The sequence below is a fragment of the Cupriavidus basilensis genome (assembly GCF_008801925.2).
Taxonomy (GTDB): domain Bacteria; phylum Pseudomonadota; class Gammaproteobacteria; order Burkholderiales; family Burkholderiaceae; genus Cupriavidus; species Cupriavidus basilensis.
On record NZ_CP062803.1, the window covers coordinates 1,445,020 to 1,461,207 of the forward strand.

Annotated in this window: 15 protein-coding genes; 6 read left to right on the top strand and 9 right to left on the bottom strand. The window is 67.5% G+C overall.

Annotated features, from left to right (window positions below):
* Positions 1–9 precede the first annotated feature (9 nt).
* Positions 10–543 carry an FKBP-type peptidyl-prolyl cis-trans isomerase gene (locus F7R26_RS06550; RefSeq protein WP_043344946.1) on the top strand — a complete coding sequence of 178 codons (534 nt, stop codon included), beginning with the start codon at positions 10–12 and terminating at the stop codon, positions 541–543.
* 95 nt (positions 544–638) lie between these two features.
* Here F7R26_RS06550 and F7R26_RS06555 read toward each other — a convergent pair whose 3' ends face one another.
* Together F7R26_RS06555 and mutS are read right to left on the bottom strand one after the other, a co-directional pair.
* Positions 639–1,694, bottom strand: a complete 1,056-nt coding sequence (locus tag F7R26_RS06555; protein WP_241754441.1) for a hypothetical protein — start codon at positions 1,692–1,694, stop codon at positions 639–641.
* The gene (gene mutS / locus F7R26_RS06560; protein WP_193692161.1) at positions 1,691–4,324 is read right to left on the bottom strand and encodes a DNA mismatch repair protein MutS; all 2,634 of its coding nucleotides are present in this window, start codon (positions 4,322–4,324) and stop codon (positions 1,691–1,693) included. Before mutS ends, F7R26_RS06555 begins: the two co-directional genes overlap by 4 nt.
* A gap of 506 nt (positions 4,325–4,830) precedes the next feature.
* On the opposite strand from mutS, the gene F7R26_RS06565 reads away from it, so the two are divergent.
* Entirely contained in the window at positions 4,831–5,256 is a 426-nt protein-coding gene (locus F7R26_RS06565; RefSeq protein WP_150983876.1) for a universal stress protein, read from the top strand.
* Between the two features lie 9 nt (positions 5,257–5,265).
* On the opposite strand, the gene F7R26_RS06570 is transcribed toward F7R26_RS06565, so the two are convergent.
* Both F7R26_RS06570 and pdxR read right to left on the bottom strand, forming a co-directional pair.
* Positions 5,266–7,233, bottom strand: coding sequence for an APC family permease (locus F7R26_RS06570; RefSeq protein WP_150983877.1), 1,968 nt, complete (start codon positions 7,231–7,233; stop codon positions 5,266–5,268).
* A gap of 166 nt (positions 7,234–7,399) precedes the next feature.
* Positions 7,400–8,875: a MocR-like pyridoxine biosynthesis transcription factor PdxR gene (pdxR, locus tag F7R26_RS06575; protein WP_150983878.1), complete on the bottom strand. Its 1,476-nt coding sequence runs from the start codon at positions 8,873–8,875 to the stop codon at positions 7,400–7,402.
* Positions 8,876–9,050: 175 nt separating this feature from the next.
* Between pdxR and F7R26_RS06580 the strand changes: the two genes are divergently transcribed.
* Positions 9,051–9,773 (top strand): pyridoxamine 5'-phosphate oxidase family protein, encoded by a 723-nt coding sequence (locus F7R26_RS06580; RefSeq protein WP_150983879.1) that lies wholly within the window; start codon positions 9,051–9,053, stop codon positions 9,771–9,773.
* 39 nt (positions 9,774–9,812) lie between these two features.
* On the opposite strand, the gene F7R26_RS06585 is transcribed toward F7R26_RS06580, so the two are convergent.
* A complete protein-coding gene (locus tag F7R26_RS06585; protein ID WP_150983880.1) occupies positions 9,813–10,634 on the bottom strand; it encodes an inositol monophosphatase family protein in 822 nt (273 codons plus the stop codon).
* Between the two features lie 309 nt (positions 10,635–10,943).
* On the opposite strand from F7R26_RS06585, the gene F7R26_RS06590 reads away from it, so the two are divergent.
* The 3 genes from F7R26_RS06590 to cysE all read left to right on the top strand — a co-directional run bounded on the left by F7R26_RS06590 (position 10,944) and on the right by cysE (position 13,310).
* Positions 10,944–11,774, top strand: coding sequence for an RNA methyltransferase (locus tag F7R26_RS06590; RefSeq protein WP_150983959.1), 831 nt, complete (start codon positions 10,944–10,946; stop codon positions 11,772–11,774).
* Between the two features lie 4 nt (positions 11,775–11,778).
* Positions 11,779–12,354: a PrpF domain-containing protein gene (locus tag F7R26_RS06595; RefSeq protein WP_206702503.1), complete on the top strand. Its 576-nt coding sequence runs from the start codon at positions 11,779–11,781 to the stop codon at positions 12,352–12,354.
* Positions 12,355–12,566: 212 nt separating this feature from the next.
* The gene (gene cysE, locus F7R26_RS06600) at positions 12,567–13,310 is read left to right on the top strand and encodes a serine O-acetyltransferase (protein ID WP_006163142.1); all 744 of its coding nucleotides are present in this window, start codon (positions 12,567–12,569) and stop codon (positions 13,308–13,310) included.
* Between the two features lie 69 nt (positions 13,311–13,379).
* On the opposite strand, the gene F7R26_RS06605 is transcribed toward cysE, so the two are convergent.
* The 4 genes from F7R26_RS06605 to F7R26_RS06620 form a co-directional block, all read right to left on the bottom strand.
* The gene (locus F7R26_RS06605; RefSeq protein ID WP_150983881.1) at positions 13,380–14,168 is read right to left on the bottom strand and encodes a UDP-2,3-diacylglucosamine diphosphatase; all 789 of its coding nucleotides are present in this window, start codon (positions 14,166–14,168) and stop codon (positions 13,380–13,382) included.
* A gap of 83 nt (positions 14,169–14,251) precedes the next feature.
* Positions 14,252–14,752, bottom strand: coding sequence for a peptidylprolyl isomerase (locus tag F7R26_RS06610; RefSeq protein WP_150983882.1), 501 nt, complete (start codon positions 14,750–14,752; stop codon positions 14,252–14,254).
* Between the two features lie 32 nt (positions 14,753–14,784).
* Positions 14,785–15,369: a peptidylprolyl isomerase gene (locus F7R26_RS06615; RefSeq protein WP_006163145.1), complete on the bottom strand. Its 585-nt coding sequence runs from the start codon at positions 15,367–15,369 to the stop codon at positions 14,785–14,787.
* 77 nt (positions 15,370–15,446) lie between these two features.
* Positions 15,447–16,145, bottom strand: a complete 699-nt coding sequence (locus F7R26_RS06620) for a tetratricopeptide repeat protein (RefSeq protein ID WP_150983883.1) — start codon at positions 16,143–16,145, stop codon at positions 15,447–15,449.
* Positions 16,146–16,188 lie beyond the last annotated feature (43 nt).

Here is a 16,188-nt window from a genome sequence, read left to right on the forward strand (position 1 = left end):
AGTCAAGAATTGAAAATCGCTAAGAACACGGTGGTATCCGTGGTGTACAAGCTGTCGGATGCGCAGGGCAATCTGATCGAGGAGTCGGATGAGCCGATGGTTTACTTGCACGGCGGATATGATGGCACGTTCCCCAAGATCGAGGAAGCGCTCGAAGGCCATGAAGCCGGCTTTGAGACCCAGTTGCAGCTCGAGCCCGAGGAAGCCTTCGGCGATTACGACGCCGATATGGTCAAGGTAGAGCCGCGCGACCGTTTCCCCGAGCCGCTGGAAGTCGGCATGCAGTTCGAAGGCGTGCCTGAGGACGGCGACGACGAAGACTCGATCATCTACACCGTGACCGATGTGGCCGAAGACAAGGTGGTGCTGGATGGCAACCACCCGCTGGCCGGCATGGCGCTGCGTTTCTGGCTGCAGGTAGCGGAAGTCCGCGAAGCCACCGGCGACGAAGTACAGCACGGCCACGCGCATGGCGCCTCGGGCATCGAAGTCGTGGACGAAGATGAGGACGACGAAGGCGACAGCAGCCGCACGCTGCACTGAGTGCGCCACGCGCGCGCGCCCTCGCGGAAGGTCCCACGAATAAAGCCGGCATCGCCGGCTTTTTCTTTGTGCTTGCGGGGTCGGGCTGACGCCATTCATTCCGCCTCGGGGCCATCCTTGAGCGTGACCTCGAACAGAGACGGCGACCCCGGCGTGATCACCAGTTCGGTGTACTGGCCAGGCGCGCCGCTTGGCAACACCACGCGGGAGACGTTGCGCAGCGTCTTGCCGCTGGCATCTTTCAGTGGCGTGTCGATGCCGAAGCCGCCCAAGCCGGTATGCACCAGCAGGACCTGGCCCCGGTAGCGCCCGGCCAGCTCGCGCAACTGGCGCTTGAACTCCAGGAAGCCATCGCGCGTGCGCCGGCGCAGGAAGCCATCAAACAGTGATGGCTTGCCACGCTGCTCCCAGCCGTTGCCGAACTGCGGGTCGGCATGCATGAGCAGCACGATGCCGGGCAGGTTCTGCTGCTGCGCCAGCGAGAACGCGCGCGCTAGCCATTGGCGGTTGGCCTCGCGGCGATCCTCGAACTCGCCGTTGCGCCCGCCTTCCGAGCGATAGTGATTGTTGTCGCCCGGCAGGTTCAACCCCACCAGCATGACGCGCCCGGCGTGCCAGCGCACATTTTCCCGATAGCTGCGAAAGGTAGCCTGTTCGGATTGCCGCATCAGCGGCAGCACCCGCTGGCCTAGCGTGGTATCGGCCGGATAGAACAGCTCGCGCAGGCGGTTCAGCCGCTCCACCGCATCGAAGCGCCCGTTGGCGGCGCGAGCGCATTCCGCCCAGTCGGTTTCGCCAGGCAGGTAGACGAGCGGCAGCGGCGACTGGTCGAGCAGACGCTGGCGAGCGGAAAGCAGGGTGTCGCCGCAGGATTCGGTATCGCCCTTGATGCCGCCCAGATGGACGACAAACTCCAGCCGGCGCGCGGCCAGGAAATCGAGCAGGCGGGCGGTGCCGGCTTCTGCGGCCGGCCACTGCGGCTGGTCGGCGATCAGGGCCACTCGTGTCGTTTCGGCGGCCGGTGCCGGAACCGGAGCCCGGGCACGGTTCGCCGCCTGGCCCGGCGGCGCAGGCAGCGCCAGCAGCACGCCCAGCATGGCCAGTCCGGCCAGGCGCTGCCAGCGCTCGCGCACGATCCCGGTTGGCGTCATGCGGTGGCTACGGCTTCCTTGGCGAGCGCACGCAGCCGATAGAGCGCGTCGAGCGCGTCGCGCGGCGTCAGGCTGTCCGGGTCGAGCTCGGCCACCGCGTCTAGCAAGGCGGCTTGCTGCACGGAAATCGCGTTGACGGGCCGGTCATTGCCTTCGCCTTCGTTTTGTTCCAGGTCGTCGTTGTCATCGTCCGGGGGCGAGGGCGGCGCGGCGAACAGGTCCAGCTGCGGCGTGGGCGTGGCGTCTGCCGACTGTTGCTCCAGCCAGGCGAGGTGCTTGCGCGCGGCGCGGATCACCGGCTGCGGCACACCCGCCAGCTGCGCCACCTGCAGGCCGTAGCTCTGGCTGGCGGGGCCGTCCTGCACCGCATGCAGGAAGACGATGCCATCGCCATGCTCGACCGCGGACAGGTGGACATTGGCTGCCTGCGTGAACTCCTGCGGCAGTTGCGTCAGTTCGAAATAATGGGTGGCGAACAGCGTATGGCTGCGGTTATGCGCCAGCAGGTGACGCGCGATCGCCCACGCCAGCGCGAGGCCGTCGAAGGTCGACGTGCCACGGCCGATCTCGTCCATCAGGACCAGGCTGGCCGGCGTGGCGTTGTGCAGGATGCTGGCGGCCTCGGTCATTTCCACCATGAAGGTGGAGCGCCCGCCCGCGAGGTCGTCGGCCGCGCCGATGCGGGTGAAGATGCGATCGATCGGGCCGATCACCGCGCGCCGCGCCGGTACATAGGCGCCCACGCAAGCCAGCAGCACGATCAGTGCGGTCTGGCGCATGAAGGTCGATTTACCGCCCATGTTCGGGCCGGTGATCAGTAGCAGCTTGCGTGCTTCCGTCAACTGGCAATCATTGGCGATGAAGGGCACGGATTCCGCGGCGAGCTGGCCCTCCACGACCGGATGGCGGCCCTGGGTCAGGTCGATCACGTTCTCCGCGACGCGCTCGGGCTGGGTCCAGTCCAGCGTCTGCGCGCGCTCGGCCAGCGCCGCGAGGACGTCCAGGCGCGCGAGCGCGCCGGCAACCCGCTGCAACTCGCCGATATGCGGCAGCAACTGCTGGAGCAACGCCTCGTACAGCTGCTTCTCGCGCACCAGTGCGCGGTCTTGCGCGGACAGGGCCTTGTCCTCGAAGACCTTGAGCTCGGGCGTGATGTAGCGCTCGGCGTTCTTCAGCGTCTGGCGGCGGCGGTAGTCGTCGGGGACCTTGTCGGCCTGGCCGTTGGTCACCTCGATATAGAAGCCATGCACGCGGTTGTATTCCACGCGCAGGTTGGCGATGCCGGTGCGGGTGCGCTCGCGGGCTTCCAGGTCGACCAGGAACTGGCCGCAGTTCTCCGAGATATCGCGCAGCTCGTCGAGCGTGGCATCGTAGCCACGGGCGATCACGCCGCCGTCGCGGATCACGGTGGCCGGCTCCGGCGCCACCGCGCTGGCCAGCAGGGCATGGCATTCCCAGGGCACCGCCAGCTCCGTCAGCGTCTGGTTGAGCAACGGCGCGGCATCGTCAGCGCGCAGGCAGGCCTGCACGTCGGGCAGGGCGGCCAGCGTGTCGCGCAGCGAGGACAGGTCGCGCGGGCGCGCATTCATCAGGGCCAGGCGTGCGGTAATGCGTTCCACGTCGGACAGCCGGCGCAGCGCCGAGCGCAGCGCGTCGGTGCCCTGGCCGATCAGCGCGCCGATGGCCTGCTGGCGCGCCTGCGGGATGGCGCTGTCGCGCAGCGGATGGTGCAGCCAGTGGCGCAGCAGGCGGCTGCCCATGGCGGTGGCGCAGGTGTCCAGCAGCGAGAACAGCGTCGGCGACTCGCCGCCGCGCAGGGTCTCGGTCAGTTCCAGGTTGCGCCGCGTGGCGGTGTCCAGGCCGACGAATTCGGATTCGCGCTCGACCGTCACGCCCTTCACGTGGCGCAGCGACTGCCCCTGAGTGGAAGCCGCGTAGTTCAGCAGCGCACCGGCCGCGCCGAGCGCTGCACCCAGCCCGGCACAGCCAAACGGATCGAGGCTGGCCACGCCGAGCTGCTCGCGCAGGCGGCGGGTGCCGGCTTCCTGGTCGAAATGCCATTCCGGCAGCCGCGTACGTGCGCACTCCAGCGCAGGCAGCTCGATGCCATCGGCATACAGCAGCTCCGCCGGGCGGATCCGCTCCAGTTCGCGGCCGAGCTGCGCCACCTCGCACTCCATCAGGCGCAGCTCGCCGCTAGCCAGGTTGAGCCAGGCCAGCCCGGTCTTGCTCACGCCGCGGCGCGTGGTTTGCTGGTGCACCGCCATCAGGTAGGTATCGACCTTGTCCGGCAGCAGTGCCGCGTCGGTCAGCGTGCCCGGCGTGACGATGCGCACCACCTTGCGCTCCACCGGCCCCTTGCTGGTGGCCGGGTCGCCGATCTGCTCGCAGATCGCCACCGATTCCCCCAGCTTGACCAGCCGCGCGAGGTATTGGTCCACCGAATGGAAAGGGATCCCGGCCATGCGGATCGGCACGCCGTTGGAGCTGCCGCGCGACGTCAGGGTGATGTCGAGCAGGCGCGAAGCCTTTTCGGCATCGTCGTGGAAGAGCTCGTAGAAGTCGCCCATCCGGTAGAACAGCAAGGTGTCCGGATGGTCGGCTTTCAGGCCGAGGTACTGCGCCATCATGGGCGTGTGCTTTTCCGCGCTGCCGGCCTTGGGCTCGGTCTTGGCGGACTGTCGGGGTTCTACGGACATGCAATCCTCTCGGGCGGCTCTGGCGAAGCCGCCTGTTTTCGGGTACTCCGGCGGCCCGCGGGCCTGGCGCGGCGTGCGCGGCAGGCGCCGTGGATGGGCGGGCGCGGATAAAACCGGCATTTTACTGCGAGCCGGGCACCGAAGGGGGCAGAAGGGGGCAGGAAGGGTGGATGGCGCGGGAACGGCCGGGCAGGCCGCCACGGCAGTTTTTCGGCTTTTGCCCGTTGCGGGCCGTGCTGTGCTCAGGTGTCGACATTGCCGCCATGCGCCGCGCCGCAGCCCGTTCGACCGTGACGGACGTTTACAAAAAAAATACGCGGCCATCCGTCTCTTTACAGCATCTTTGCGGGATTCGAACTTATATGGAATCGTGATGACCGGCAGATACACGCCGGCGGCGAAACGATCGAGGATCGAAACAACGGAAGGGGTTCGACATGTTAAGAGTTCTGGTACCCGTCAACGGCTCCGCGCACGCGCTGGATGCGGTGCGTCACGCTGCCTTCATGTTCCGGGACCGATGTGTGTCCGAGGTGGTCCTGCTCAATGTCCAGCCGCCGCTGGAATTTGGCCGCGCCTCGGCCTTTCACTCGCTGGCCGCGCTGCGCAAGCTGGAGGAGGCGAGCGGCGAGGCCGCGCTGCGCGATGCACGCAGCATCCTGGACGACGCCGGGGCCAGCTATGTGGCGCAGATCAAGGTGGGCGACGTGGCGCAGACGATTGCGCAGGCAGCGGCCGCGAACGACTGCGATGCCATCGTGATGGGCACGGCCGGGCGCACGGCGGTTGGCGCGCTATTGGCTGGCAGGCTGACCAACAAGCTGATACGCATGTCGCGCGTGCCGGTGACGCTGGTCAAGTAGGCTGCGCCATCACGCTACGTTCATCGGCAGCAGCACCATTTGCTTGCCTTGCAGGTGTAGCCGCTCCTGCAACTCGCCGGGCGTCTGGTTATGCAGCCAAGCTGTCAGGAAATTGACGTGCCGGAAGATCAGCTTGCTGGCAAAGCAGACGCTGTTCGGGTACTCGGCCGTCACCGCATCGACCAGCGTCATGAACTCAAGCACCGGGTTCGTGCCGAATGCCGCGCGCGAATCGGCCGCCAGGCCGTGGCGCTGGCAATTGGCGACGTAATAGCGCAGTGACTCACCAATCGTCTGTTGAAGGCGGTGCAGCGTTTCCTGGCCCTCGTAGCTCTGCGCATCGACCTCTCCCACGGCCAGGAAGATCATATTCTTGAAGTGTCCGGGAAACAGGCGCTCGACCCAGAGCAGCGCATGCATGCTGGCGCCGCGGTGCTTGCCCACCAGGACGATCGCGGTTGGCAGGCTGCGGTCGAGTGGTCGCACGCGGCTCGCATCGACCAGCGGAGGGCTGCCGGCGAAGAGGGCATCCGCCCGGGCCAGCTCGGCACGCGTTGTCGTGTAATGCCGCTTGATGAAGACACACAGCGCAACCACTAGGCCTGTTACCAGCACGGTCAGCCAGCCGCCATCGGTGAACTTCTCCACCAGCGTGATCACCAGGACGGTGGCGGTGACCGACAAGCCCAGCAGGGACAGGGCGAAGCGCACGATCCAGCGCGGCTCGCCGCGATGGCGCCACCAGTAGATGCACAGGCCAAGCAAGGACAGGCTGAAGGTCAGGAAGACATTGATGCTGTACAGCACCACCAGCACCGCGACCTGGCCGTGCGTCCACAACAGGATCAGCAAGCTGGCCAGGCCCATGACGATGACGCCGTTCTGCCGCACCAGCCGGGCGGAGAGATCGCGGAAATGCCGCGGCACCCAGTAGTCCGCCGCCATGTTCGACAGCACCGCCGGGCCGTCCAGGAAGCCGGTCTGCGCGCCCACCAGCAGCAGCCCGGCCTCGGAAGCCAACAGCGCCGCGAGCAGCGCATGGCGGGACCAGGCCGAGCCGAAGCCAAGATGGTCGATGATGCGGTCGAAGACCACGGCGTTCAGCGTCTTGCCTTCCACCGGCGCCGCGTTCCACAGCATATACAGCAGGATGATCCCGCCCGCCGTGAAGGCCAGCGAGGTCGCCATGTAGAACATCGTCCACTTGCCGTTCGACACCCGCGGCTCGGCCAGCATGTTCACGTTGTTCGAGACCGCCTCCAGCCCGGTGTAGGTACCGCCACCCAGCGAGAACGCGCGCATCAGCAGCGCCGCCACTACGATCGGACCCATCGCCTGGGACATGCCGGAGGCCTCGCCGATGGCATTGGGCACGACTGCGCCGAGATGGTCGCCGTGCGCTGCAACGCCATAGACGATCAGCCCGAGATGCAAAACCACGAAAGCCAGGAAGATGGGCATCAGCACCAGGATCGACTCCTTCATGCCGCGGAAATTGAGCCCGGTCATCATGATCACGATCACCAGCTCGGTGGCCAGCTTGAAGGCTTGGGCTTCTACCGGCAGCAGGCTGAAGAACGCGTCGACGCCACTGGCCAGCGACGTCGCGACGGTCAGCACGTAATCGACCAGCAACGCCGCGCCCGACACCAGTCCGGGGCGCGGCCCCAGCAAGGCCGTGGCCACGCGGTAGCCGCCGCCGCCGGTGGGGAACAGCTCGATGACCTGGTTGTAGCCGACCGCGATGATGAATACCGTGCAGGCGGTGGCCAGGGCAAGGAAGAGCGCCAGCGGCGTATGGGTGCCAAGCGCCAGGAAAGCCTCCTCAGGCCCATAGCACGAAGAGGAAAGTCCGTCGGCACCTAATCCCACCCAGGCCAGCACCGGCACCACGGCGATCGCGTGGCGGGTTTCCGGGGCGAGCGGGTCGAGCGGTTTGCCGGCCAGGTGCCTCCACCACTTCGACCATGCCGCCATGTTCGCCATCCTGGACGCGATTGCGGCGCAGCGCACGAAAGCGCGGAGCCGGAAATTGCAGCTTGCGGCGCCTCTACCCGCGCGCCAGCACCGGGAGCTCGGCACTCCCATGGAAGTAATGTAGGCGGCAAGTGGGCCGATTCGCAAGGACGGGCTTAACGCCGCGCTACGGCGCCGGCTCTCGCAGCAGCGCGTCAATCACCTGTGCCAGCCGCGCGATCAGCCCGTCGATGGCGCCGGCCGGTACGCCCGCGTAGCCGAACACGAAGCCGTTGTATTGCGCCAGCGGCGTGCCGGGCAAGCGGTAGGTGCTCAGCGGCCGCACGATCAGTCCCTGCGCCCGCGCCGCGCGGGTGACCACGGTATCCGCAAGCGGCAGTTCCAGGCGGGCGGACAGGTGCATGCCGCCAGCGCTGGCCGATACCGTCACGCGGCCGCGCAGGTGCCTCGCCAGTGCCGCCTCCAGCGCGTCGCGGCGCTGCCCGTAGCGCTGGCGCATGCGGCGCAGGTGGCGGGCGAACTGGCCGCTGTCGATGAAGTCGGCCAGCGCGATCTGCTCGGCCACATGGCCGCGCCGGGTGATTTCGCCAAGCGTGCCGGCGATGGTCGCGGCCAGGTAGCGCGGCACCACCATGAAGCCCAGGCGCAGCGCCGGGAACATGGTCTTGCTGAACGTGCCCAGGTAGATCACCGGCGCATCCTCGCTCAGCCCCTGCACGGCCGAGAGCGGCACGCCGCCGCGGCGGAACTCGCTGTCGTAGTCGTCCTCGACAATCCAGGCCCCGGCGGCGCTGGCATCTTCGATGAGCTTGAGGCGCCGTTCCAGGCTGAGAATGGAGCCCAGCGGATACTGATGGGATGGCGTGATGTAGATCAGCCGGGGCGGCGCGTCGCGCCACTGCTCCGGGCGGGGCGCCAGGCCGTCCGCATCCACCGCCACGGGCTCGAGCATGAGGCCGGCCGACTGGAAGGCGGCCCGCGCGCCGCCGTAGCCGGGATTCTCGATCCAGGCCGTGTCGCCGGCATCGGCCAGGATGCGCGCGCACAAGTCCAGGCTGGTCTGCGTGCCATCGGTGATGAAGACCTGGTCCATGTCGCAGCGCACCCCGCGCGAGACCTTCAGGTACTCGGCGATGGCGTGGCGCAGCGCGGGCTGCCCCTCGACCTTGCCGTAGCCAAGGTGGCGGGGGCCGAGCTGGCGCCAGGCGCGTTCGATGCAGCGCCGCCACGCGGCCAGCGGAAAGCCATCGAGGTCGGGCACGCCGGGCACGAACGGCAACAGGTCGTGCATGCCGTCGGCATCGCGCGGCAGCCCGCGCACGCGGCGCGACAACTCGGCGACGCGCTTGACGGCCCCCTCGCTGTGGCCGGCCCGCGCCAGGCCCACGCGCGCCACCGTGGTGCCGTGCCGCGTCGGCACCACGAAGCCTTCCGCCGCCAGGCTCTCGTAGGCGTAGATCACGGAGTTGCGTGCCATGCCGAGCTCCGCCGCCAGCGTGCGCGTGGCGATCAGCAGGCTGCCCTGGGCGATTCGCCCGTCGAGGATGGCGCCGCGCAAGCACTCGTACAAGAGCCGCTGCTGGGTGAGCTTGCGGCCATCGAGCTGGCGCTTGAAGGCCGAGACCAGCAGGCCGTAGTCCATGTCGTCGCTTCCGTGGTTTTTGTGGATTCTGTGGTTTCCGTGGTTCTAAAAACCATGCGTTGGCTGGGTCTAGCCATGGTGCCACGAAATCCCTATCTTGGCGGCATCGCCGTAACGCAACGAGATTGCCGCCCGGCACCCACAACCCCCAGCGCCCTCAAGACAAGGAGCCACCATGAGCCAGAAACCCATGCCGCCGAGCGAACGTACCCGCGTGCGGCGCGTTGCCGATCGCGGCCACTACGATCGCGCGACGCTGCATGCGATCCTCGACGAGGCTTACCTGTGTCACATGGCCTTCACCGACGATCACGGCACCCACTGCATTCCCACCGCGTGCTGGCGCGAGGGCGAGCATCTTTACATCCATGGCTCCAATGGCAGCCGCATGCTGAAGCTGGCCGCGACAGGCAGCCAGGTCTGCGTGACCGTGACGCACCTCGACGGCCTGGTGATGGCGCGCTCCGCGTTTCATCATTCGATGAACTACCGCTCGGCGGTGATCTACGGTAGTTTTGAAGTGGTGGCCGGCGCAGCGAAGGCGGCGGCGATGGATGCCTTCCTGGAGCGCATTGCGGTGGGACGTTCGCGCCAGGCAAGGCCAGGGGATGCCAATGAGCTGGCAGCGACCACGGTGTTGCGCATCGCGCTGGAGGAAGCCGCCACCAAGATCCGCAGCGGCGGGCCCAAGGATGACGAGGCCGATATGGCGCTGCCGGTATGGGCGGGCGTGCTGCCGCTGCGCCTCCAGGGGCAGCGGCCGGTGCCGGATGGCGCGCAGCCGAGCCTGCCGGACTATGTGCGAAGCTGGGGGCAGGGTGTTGGTACCGAGGCGCTGGCAGAGGCGGCCGGCGAGACGATGCCGGGCGCCGGGGCGCCGCCGCGCCCGTCACGCTGAGCGCGGCCAGGCGGCCGCGCTGCGTTGTTGCCGGGGTCCTTAGCGGGCCGGCTTGGCGTTGTCCACCGAGAACGGGGACAGCAGGCGCACCATCTGCGCGAACGCCTTGGGGTTGCCGGCCAGCACTTCGCCTTGTTCGAGCTGGCGCGCTTCGCCGGCGTAATTGCCCACCAGCCCACCGGCCTCGGTCACCAGCAGCATGCCGGCGGCCATGTCCCACGGATGCAGGCCCTGCTCGAAGAAACCATCGGTGCGGCCGCAGGCCACGTAGGCCAGATCGAGCGCCGCGGCACCCGGGCGGCGCAGGCCGGCGCAGCTTTGCGTCATCAGCGCGAACAGTTCCATGTACTGGTCCAGGCCTTCCATGTCGCGGTAGGGGAAGCCAGTGCCGATCAGGCAGTCGGCCAGCTTGTCGCGGCGCGACACGCGGATGCGGCGGTTGTTCAGGAACGCGCCGGCGCCCTTGCTGGCGGTGAAGAGTTCGTCACGCGACGGGTCGTAGACGACAGCTTGCGCCGGCACGCCCTTGTGCAGCTGGGCGATCGAGACCGCGTACTGGGGAAAGCCGTGGATGAAGTTGGTGGTGCCGTCGAGCGGGTCGATGACCCAGACGTATTCGCTGGTGGGTTCTTCGCCCTCGGCCCAGGACTGGCCGGACTCTTCCGCTAGAATGGCGTGATCCGGATAGGCCGTGCGGATGATCTCGACGATCGCGGCCTCGGCGGCGCGGTCGACTTCGGTGACGAAATCGTTGTGCTGCTTGCGCGAGACCTGAACCCGGTCGATGTCCATCGACGCGCGGTTGATGACGGAACCTGCCTTGCGGGCTGCCTTGACGGCAATATTTAGCATCGGATGCATGAATCTCTCCAGGCCGGCCAAGGGTGCGCGGCCTGGCGCAAAAGGCCGGCGCGCTGCCCTTTGGGGCGGCTGACAACACAACGGATTGTAGAAGAACGGGCGCGTCGCTATCGCATGAAACGCAGCGGCGCACCGAAGATGAAGCCTGAATTGTATATGAACCCGCAGAACCAGACGAGCGCCGACGCCAACGGCGCCCCCGCCGCAGCCTCCGCCACCCAGGCCGGCTCGGACCTTGATCCCCCATCTGGCGCGCCTTGCCAGGGCGTTTCCGCTGCCGCTCCGCAGGCTGCAGCCGATGCGGCCCTGATGGCCCCCGCCGCGTTTGCCGCGGTGCGTTTCGTGCTGGTCGAGACCAGCCATCCCGGCAATGTCGGCGCCGTCGCGCGGGCCATGAAGACCATGGGCTTCGGCGCAGTGCCGGGCAGCCTGGTGCTGGTTTCGCCACGTGAGCCGGCGGTGCGCGAGCATCCGGATGCCATCGCCATGGCCAGCGGCGCCGACGACGTACTGGCAGGCGCGGTGATCGTCGACAACATCGAGGCCGCGCTGGCCGGCACCGCCTACGCAGTGGCGCTCACTGCACGCCAGCGCGAGTTCGGGCCGCCCCGTTTGCTGCCTCGCGACGCAGTGGCGCAGGCCGGCGCCCGCATTGCCGCCCTGCAAGCCACCCCGCAAGGCGCGCAAGCCGCCGGCGCCCACATTGCCTTCGTGTTCGGCAATGAGCGCTTCGGCCTGCCCAACGAGGTGGTCGACCGCTGCTCGGCAGTCACCCACATTCCCGCCAATCCCGCCTACACCTCGCTCAATCTTGCCCAGGCCGTGCAGCTGGTGGCCTACGAGATGCGCCTGGCACTGCTGGAGGTGAGGGCGACGCCGCTCGCCGAGATCGGCTATGCTGGCGAACCGGCCACGGCCGAGCAGATCGAGGCCATGTTCGGCCACCTGCAGTCGGGGCTGGAAGCCATCGGCTTCCTTGATCCGGCCAGCCCGAAGAAGCTGATGCCGCGCTTGCGCCGGCTGCTCGCGCGCAGCGGGCTGGAGCGCGAGGAAGTCAATATCCTGCGGGGCATTGCCAAGCACATGCTGGCAGCCACGCAAGGCCAAGGCGCTCGGGCGCCAAGCAAACAGGAGAAGTGAGCAGGTGGAGATTCCGGCCTACTACATGCGTGGCGGCACCAGCAAAGGGGTCTTCTTCCTGGCTGACGACTTGCCCTCCGATCCGGGCGAGCGCGATGCCGTGCTGCTGCGCGTGATCGGCTCGCCCGATCCGCATGGCCGGCAGAGCGATGGCATGGGTGGCGCCACCGCCAGCACCAGCCATGTTGTGCTGGTGCGCCCCTCGCAGCGTCCCGATTGCGATGTGGACTGCCTGTTCGGCGCGGTCGCCATCGGCGAGCCGCGGATCGACTGGGCCGGCGATGGCGGCGAGCTGCTGGCGGCGGCAGCGCCGTTCGCGATCTGGCGCGGTTTCGTGCCGGCGCGCGACAGCGTCACCACGGTGCGCATCTGGCTGCGCGACGCGGGCCAGGCTGTCGTTGCCCGCGTGCCTTGCCGCAATGGCCATCCGCTCGAGGATGGCGATTTTGCCGAGGACGGCCTGCCGTTCGCGGCGGACGGGATCGTGCTCGACTACCTCGCGCCGGCCAGTAGGTCGTTGCCCCCCACCAGCGCGCGCCGCCTGATGACCGGCCTGGTGCACGTGCCCGAGCGATGTTGATGGCAGGCGCTGCCCGTCCTTCGGATCCGGCATGTCCGACATGTTCCGCGGGGCGGCCGGCGTCATTGCAGCCAATGTCCATGGCGGCAGCAGGGCAGCAAATCTCTTACACTCCCTGATCCCGTTTTCACCGGCCAATGACCATGCCGGCGATCGCGCCAGCCCTGGCCCAGGGCGCGCGGCGCACGGCGTGGCAACACGACACGACCAAGATGTTCACTCGCCTGAAGGAAGATATCGACGCCATCATGCGGCGCGACCCCGCCGCACGCAGCCGTCTGGAGGTACTGACCTGCTATCCCGGCTTTCACGCCGTGGTGTTCCATCGCTTCGCGCACGCCTGCTGGAATGCAGGGTTTCACTGGCTGGGCCGCTGGATCTCGCACTGGGCCCGCTTTTTCACCGGTATCGAGATTCACCCCGGCGCCAAGGTGGGGCGGCGTGTGTTCATTGACCACGGCATGGGCGTGGTGGTGGGCGAGACTGCCGAGATCGGCGACGACTGCACCATCTACCAGGGCGTGACCCTGGGCGGGACCTCGCTCTACAAGGGAGTGAAGCGCCATCCCACGCTAGGTGCGAACGTGGTGGTGAGCGCCGGGGCCAAGGTGCTCGGCGGCTACACCATCGGCGACGGCGCGCGCATCGGCTCCAACGCCGTGGTGCTCAAGCCGGTGCCGCCGGGCGCCACCGCGGTCGGCATCCCGGCGCGCATCATCCTGCCGGACGCACCCAGCGGGCAGCAGGGCGCCAAGCAGGAGTTCTCGGCCTATGGCATCACGCCGAACGCGGACGACCCGGTCTCGCTGGCGCTCAAGAGCCTGATCGACAACGCGGCGCAGCAGCACGAGCGGCTGGAGACCGTGATGGCCGCGCTGGATCGGCTTGGCGAGCATCTCGAGAACACGCCGAACGACCGCTTCGATGCTAGCGAGCTGCGCAAGCTGATGAAGTAGTCTGATGACGTAGGTCGATGACGTAGGTCGATGAAGAAGGTCGATGAAGCGCGGAAGGGGGATTCGGCGTCAGCTAACTTGCGGCAGCACGCTGAATCCGCCTGCGTCGAGTTGCAGCACGGCGGCGCGCGGCCGCTTGCCGTCGAGGTCCCAGTCGGTCAGCACCCAGCGCACGCCTTCCGGGCTCTCGTGCCGGGCGGGGCGGTGCGTATGGCCGTGCACCAGGGCCGGCGCCTGGCTGGCACGCAATAGCGCGGCCACGGCTTGCGGCGTGGTGTCGCCATAGTCTGGCGGCGCGTCGCGGCGGGCCTGCGTGCGGCCCGCTTCGCTATCGGCGCGCAGGCGGCGCGCCACGCGCAGCCGCAGCGTCAACGGCAGCGACAGGAATACCCGCTGCACCCAGCGCTTGCGGGTCCAGTGGCGAAACCGCATATAGCGCTCATCGTCGGTGCACAGCATGTCACCATGGCTGAGCACCACGCGCTGGCCGGCGCAGTCGATCACGGTGGGGTCGGGCAGCAAGGTGGCGCCCGCGGCGCGCGCAAAGCGCTGGCCCAGCAGGAAGTCGCGGTTGCCGTGCATCAGGTAGACCTGGACGCCGCGTCCGGCAAGCTCGCGCAGCCTGGCGGCCACCTGCGCCGCGAAGGGGCTGTCGGTTTCTTCGTCGCCAACCCAGAATTCGAAAAAATCACCCAGGATGAACAGGGCGCGCGCCTCTTGCGCCGCGCGTTCGAGCACGTGCTCGAAGGACGCCAGCGTGCGCGGCATGCCGGGGGTGAGATGCAGGTCGGAAATGAACCACGCCGGCGCCGGCACCGCGAGGGCGCCGGCGGCCGGCGTGGATGGGGTCACGGTCATGCGGTTGGAAAGAGAAGCTGGCCTGACGTCATGGTGCGACCCCGCGGGGCCCGGTGGGGCGTGTCCCGGTGATGGCCCGTGGCTTATTCGACCACCACGGCCTTTTCGATGACCACGTCCTCGAGCGGCACGTCCTGGTGGAAGCCAGCGCTGCCGGTACGCACGCCCTTGATCTTCTCGACCACGTCGGTGCCGTCGGTCACCTTGCCGAACACGGCGTAGCCGAAGCCTTGCGGGGTCGGCGAGGTGAAGTTCAGGAAGTCATTGTCGACCGCGTTGATGAAGAACTGCGCGGTGGCCGAGTGCGGTGCGTTGGTACGCGCCATGGCAACCGTGTAGCGATCGTTCTTCAGGCCGTTGCCGGCTTCGTTCTCGATCGGGGCATCGGTGCCCTTTTGCTTCATGCCGGGTTCGAAGCCGCCGCCCTGGATCATGAAATTCTTGATCACGCGGTGAAAAATGGTGTTGTCGTAGTGACCCTTGCGCACATACGACAGGAAGTTCTCAACCGACTTCGGTGCCTTTTCAGCGTCGAGTTCGATGGTGATGACACCCTGGTTGGTGTGGAGTTCTACCTTGGACATTTGCGTTCCTTTGTTCGGTGTTTGTTCGGCGGTTATTTGACGACAGTGGCCGACTCGATCACGATCGGCGTGGCCGGCACATTACGCATCGGGCCATACGAGGTGGTGGGCGCGTTCTTCATCTTGTCGACGGTATCCATGCCTTCCACCACCTTGCCGAACACGGCGTAGCCGTTACCGTCCGGCGACGGATAGTCGAGACTGGAATTATCTACCACATTGATGAAGAACTGGGCGGTGGCGGAGTTCGGATCGCTGGTGCGCGCCATGGCCACCGTGCCGGCCTTGTTCTTCAGCCCGTTCTGGGCTTCCAGCGGGATCGCCGCGCGCGTGGGCTTTTGCTTCATGTCGCGGTCGAAGCCGCCGCCTTGCACCATGAAGCCATTGATCACGCGGTGGAAGATGGTGCCGCTATAGAAGCCGCTCTTCACGTACTCCATGAAGTTCGCGACAGTCTTGGGTGCGGCGTCCGGATAGACCTCGAGCGTGAACTTGCCGGCGCTGGTGACGAACTGCACCCGTTCGGTTTTCGTCTGCTGTGCCTGGGCGGCCAGCGGCGAGAGCGCCATCGCGGCGGCGGCGATGCCGGCAAGGACTAGGCGACGCGAAAAGATCATGCTTGACTCCGTGGATCGGGGGAACGATGGGGCCGGGCAGGGTAGCGGCCCGGCCGTTGGGCAAGGTAATTAAGTCATTAAGGCTTGGGCGCCGTAGCCGGCTCGCTGGCCGCCGCGCCAGGCTTTCGGGTGCCGTCGGCCGGCGGCTGGACGGCCGCGACAGGCTGCAATTGCTTGAGGCCGGCAGCAGCGCCCGCATCCTTGGGGTTGCGCCGCAGTGCGTTGCGGTAGGCATTCTCGGCCAGGCGGCGGTAGACGTCGCCAAGGTTGGCATAGCCCACGGCGAAATCAGGTTTGACATCGATCGCGATCAGCAATTCCGCTTCGGCGCGCTTCAAGTCCCCGCGCTTGGCGTACAGCAGCGCCAGGTTGTTATGCGGCTCGGGCAACTCAGGGAAGTCCTGGGCCATGGATTGCAGCGCCGCGATGGCCTCGTCTTCGCGCCCGGCCTGGGCCAGGGCCCATGCCCGCTCGAAGCGGGCCTGGGCATTGCGCGGGTTGGTGGCCAGCACGCGGTCGAAGCGGTCGATGGCCTCGCCATATTTCTTCTGCGCTGCCGCCTTCTCGGCGTCCGCCATGCCAGGGTCGGCCGAGCGCACGCCGCCTGGCGTCGTGGCCGGCACCGCGAGCGATAGCGGACCGTTCTGCGCGCGCGCAGGCCCCGCTACGGCAAGGAGGCCGGCCAGGATCGCCGCCAGGGCGAATGAGGCGGCCGCAATGCGTTGGCGCGCGGGCTGGGATGACACGGTTGCTATGGTGGGCAGGAACAGGCTCATGTATGGGCGGTCCGTTATACTCCGCGGCATTCTAGCAAAGCGC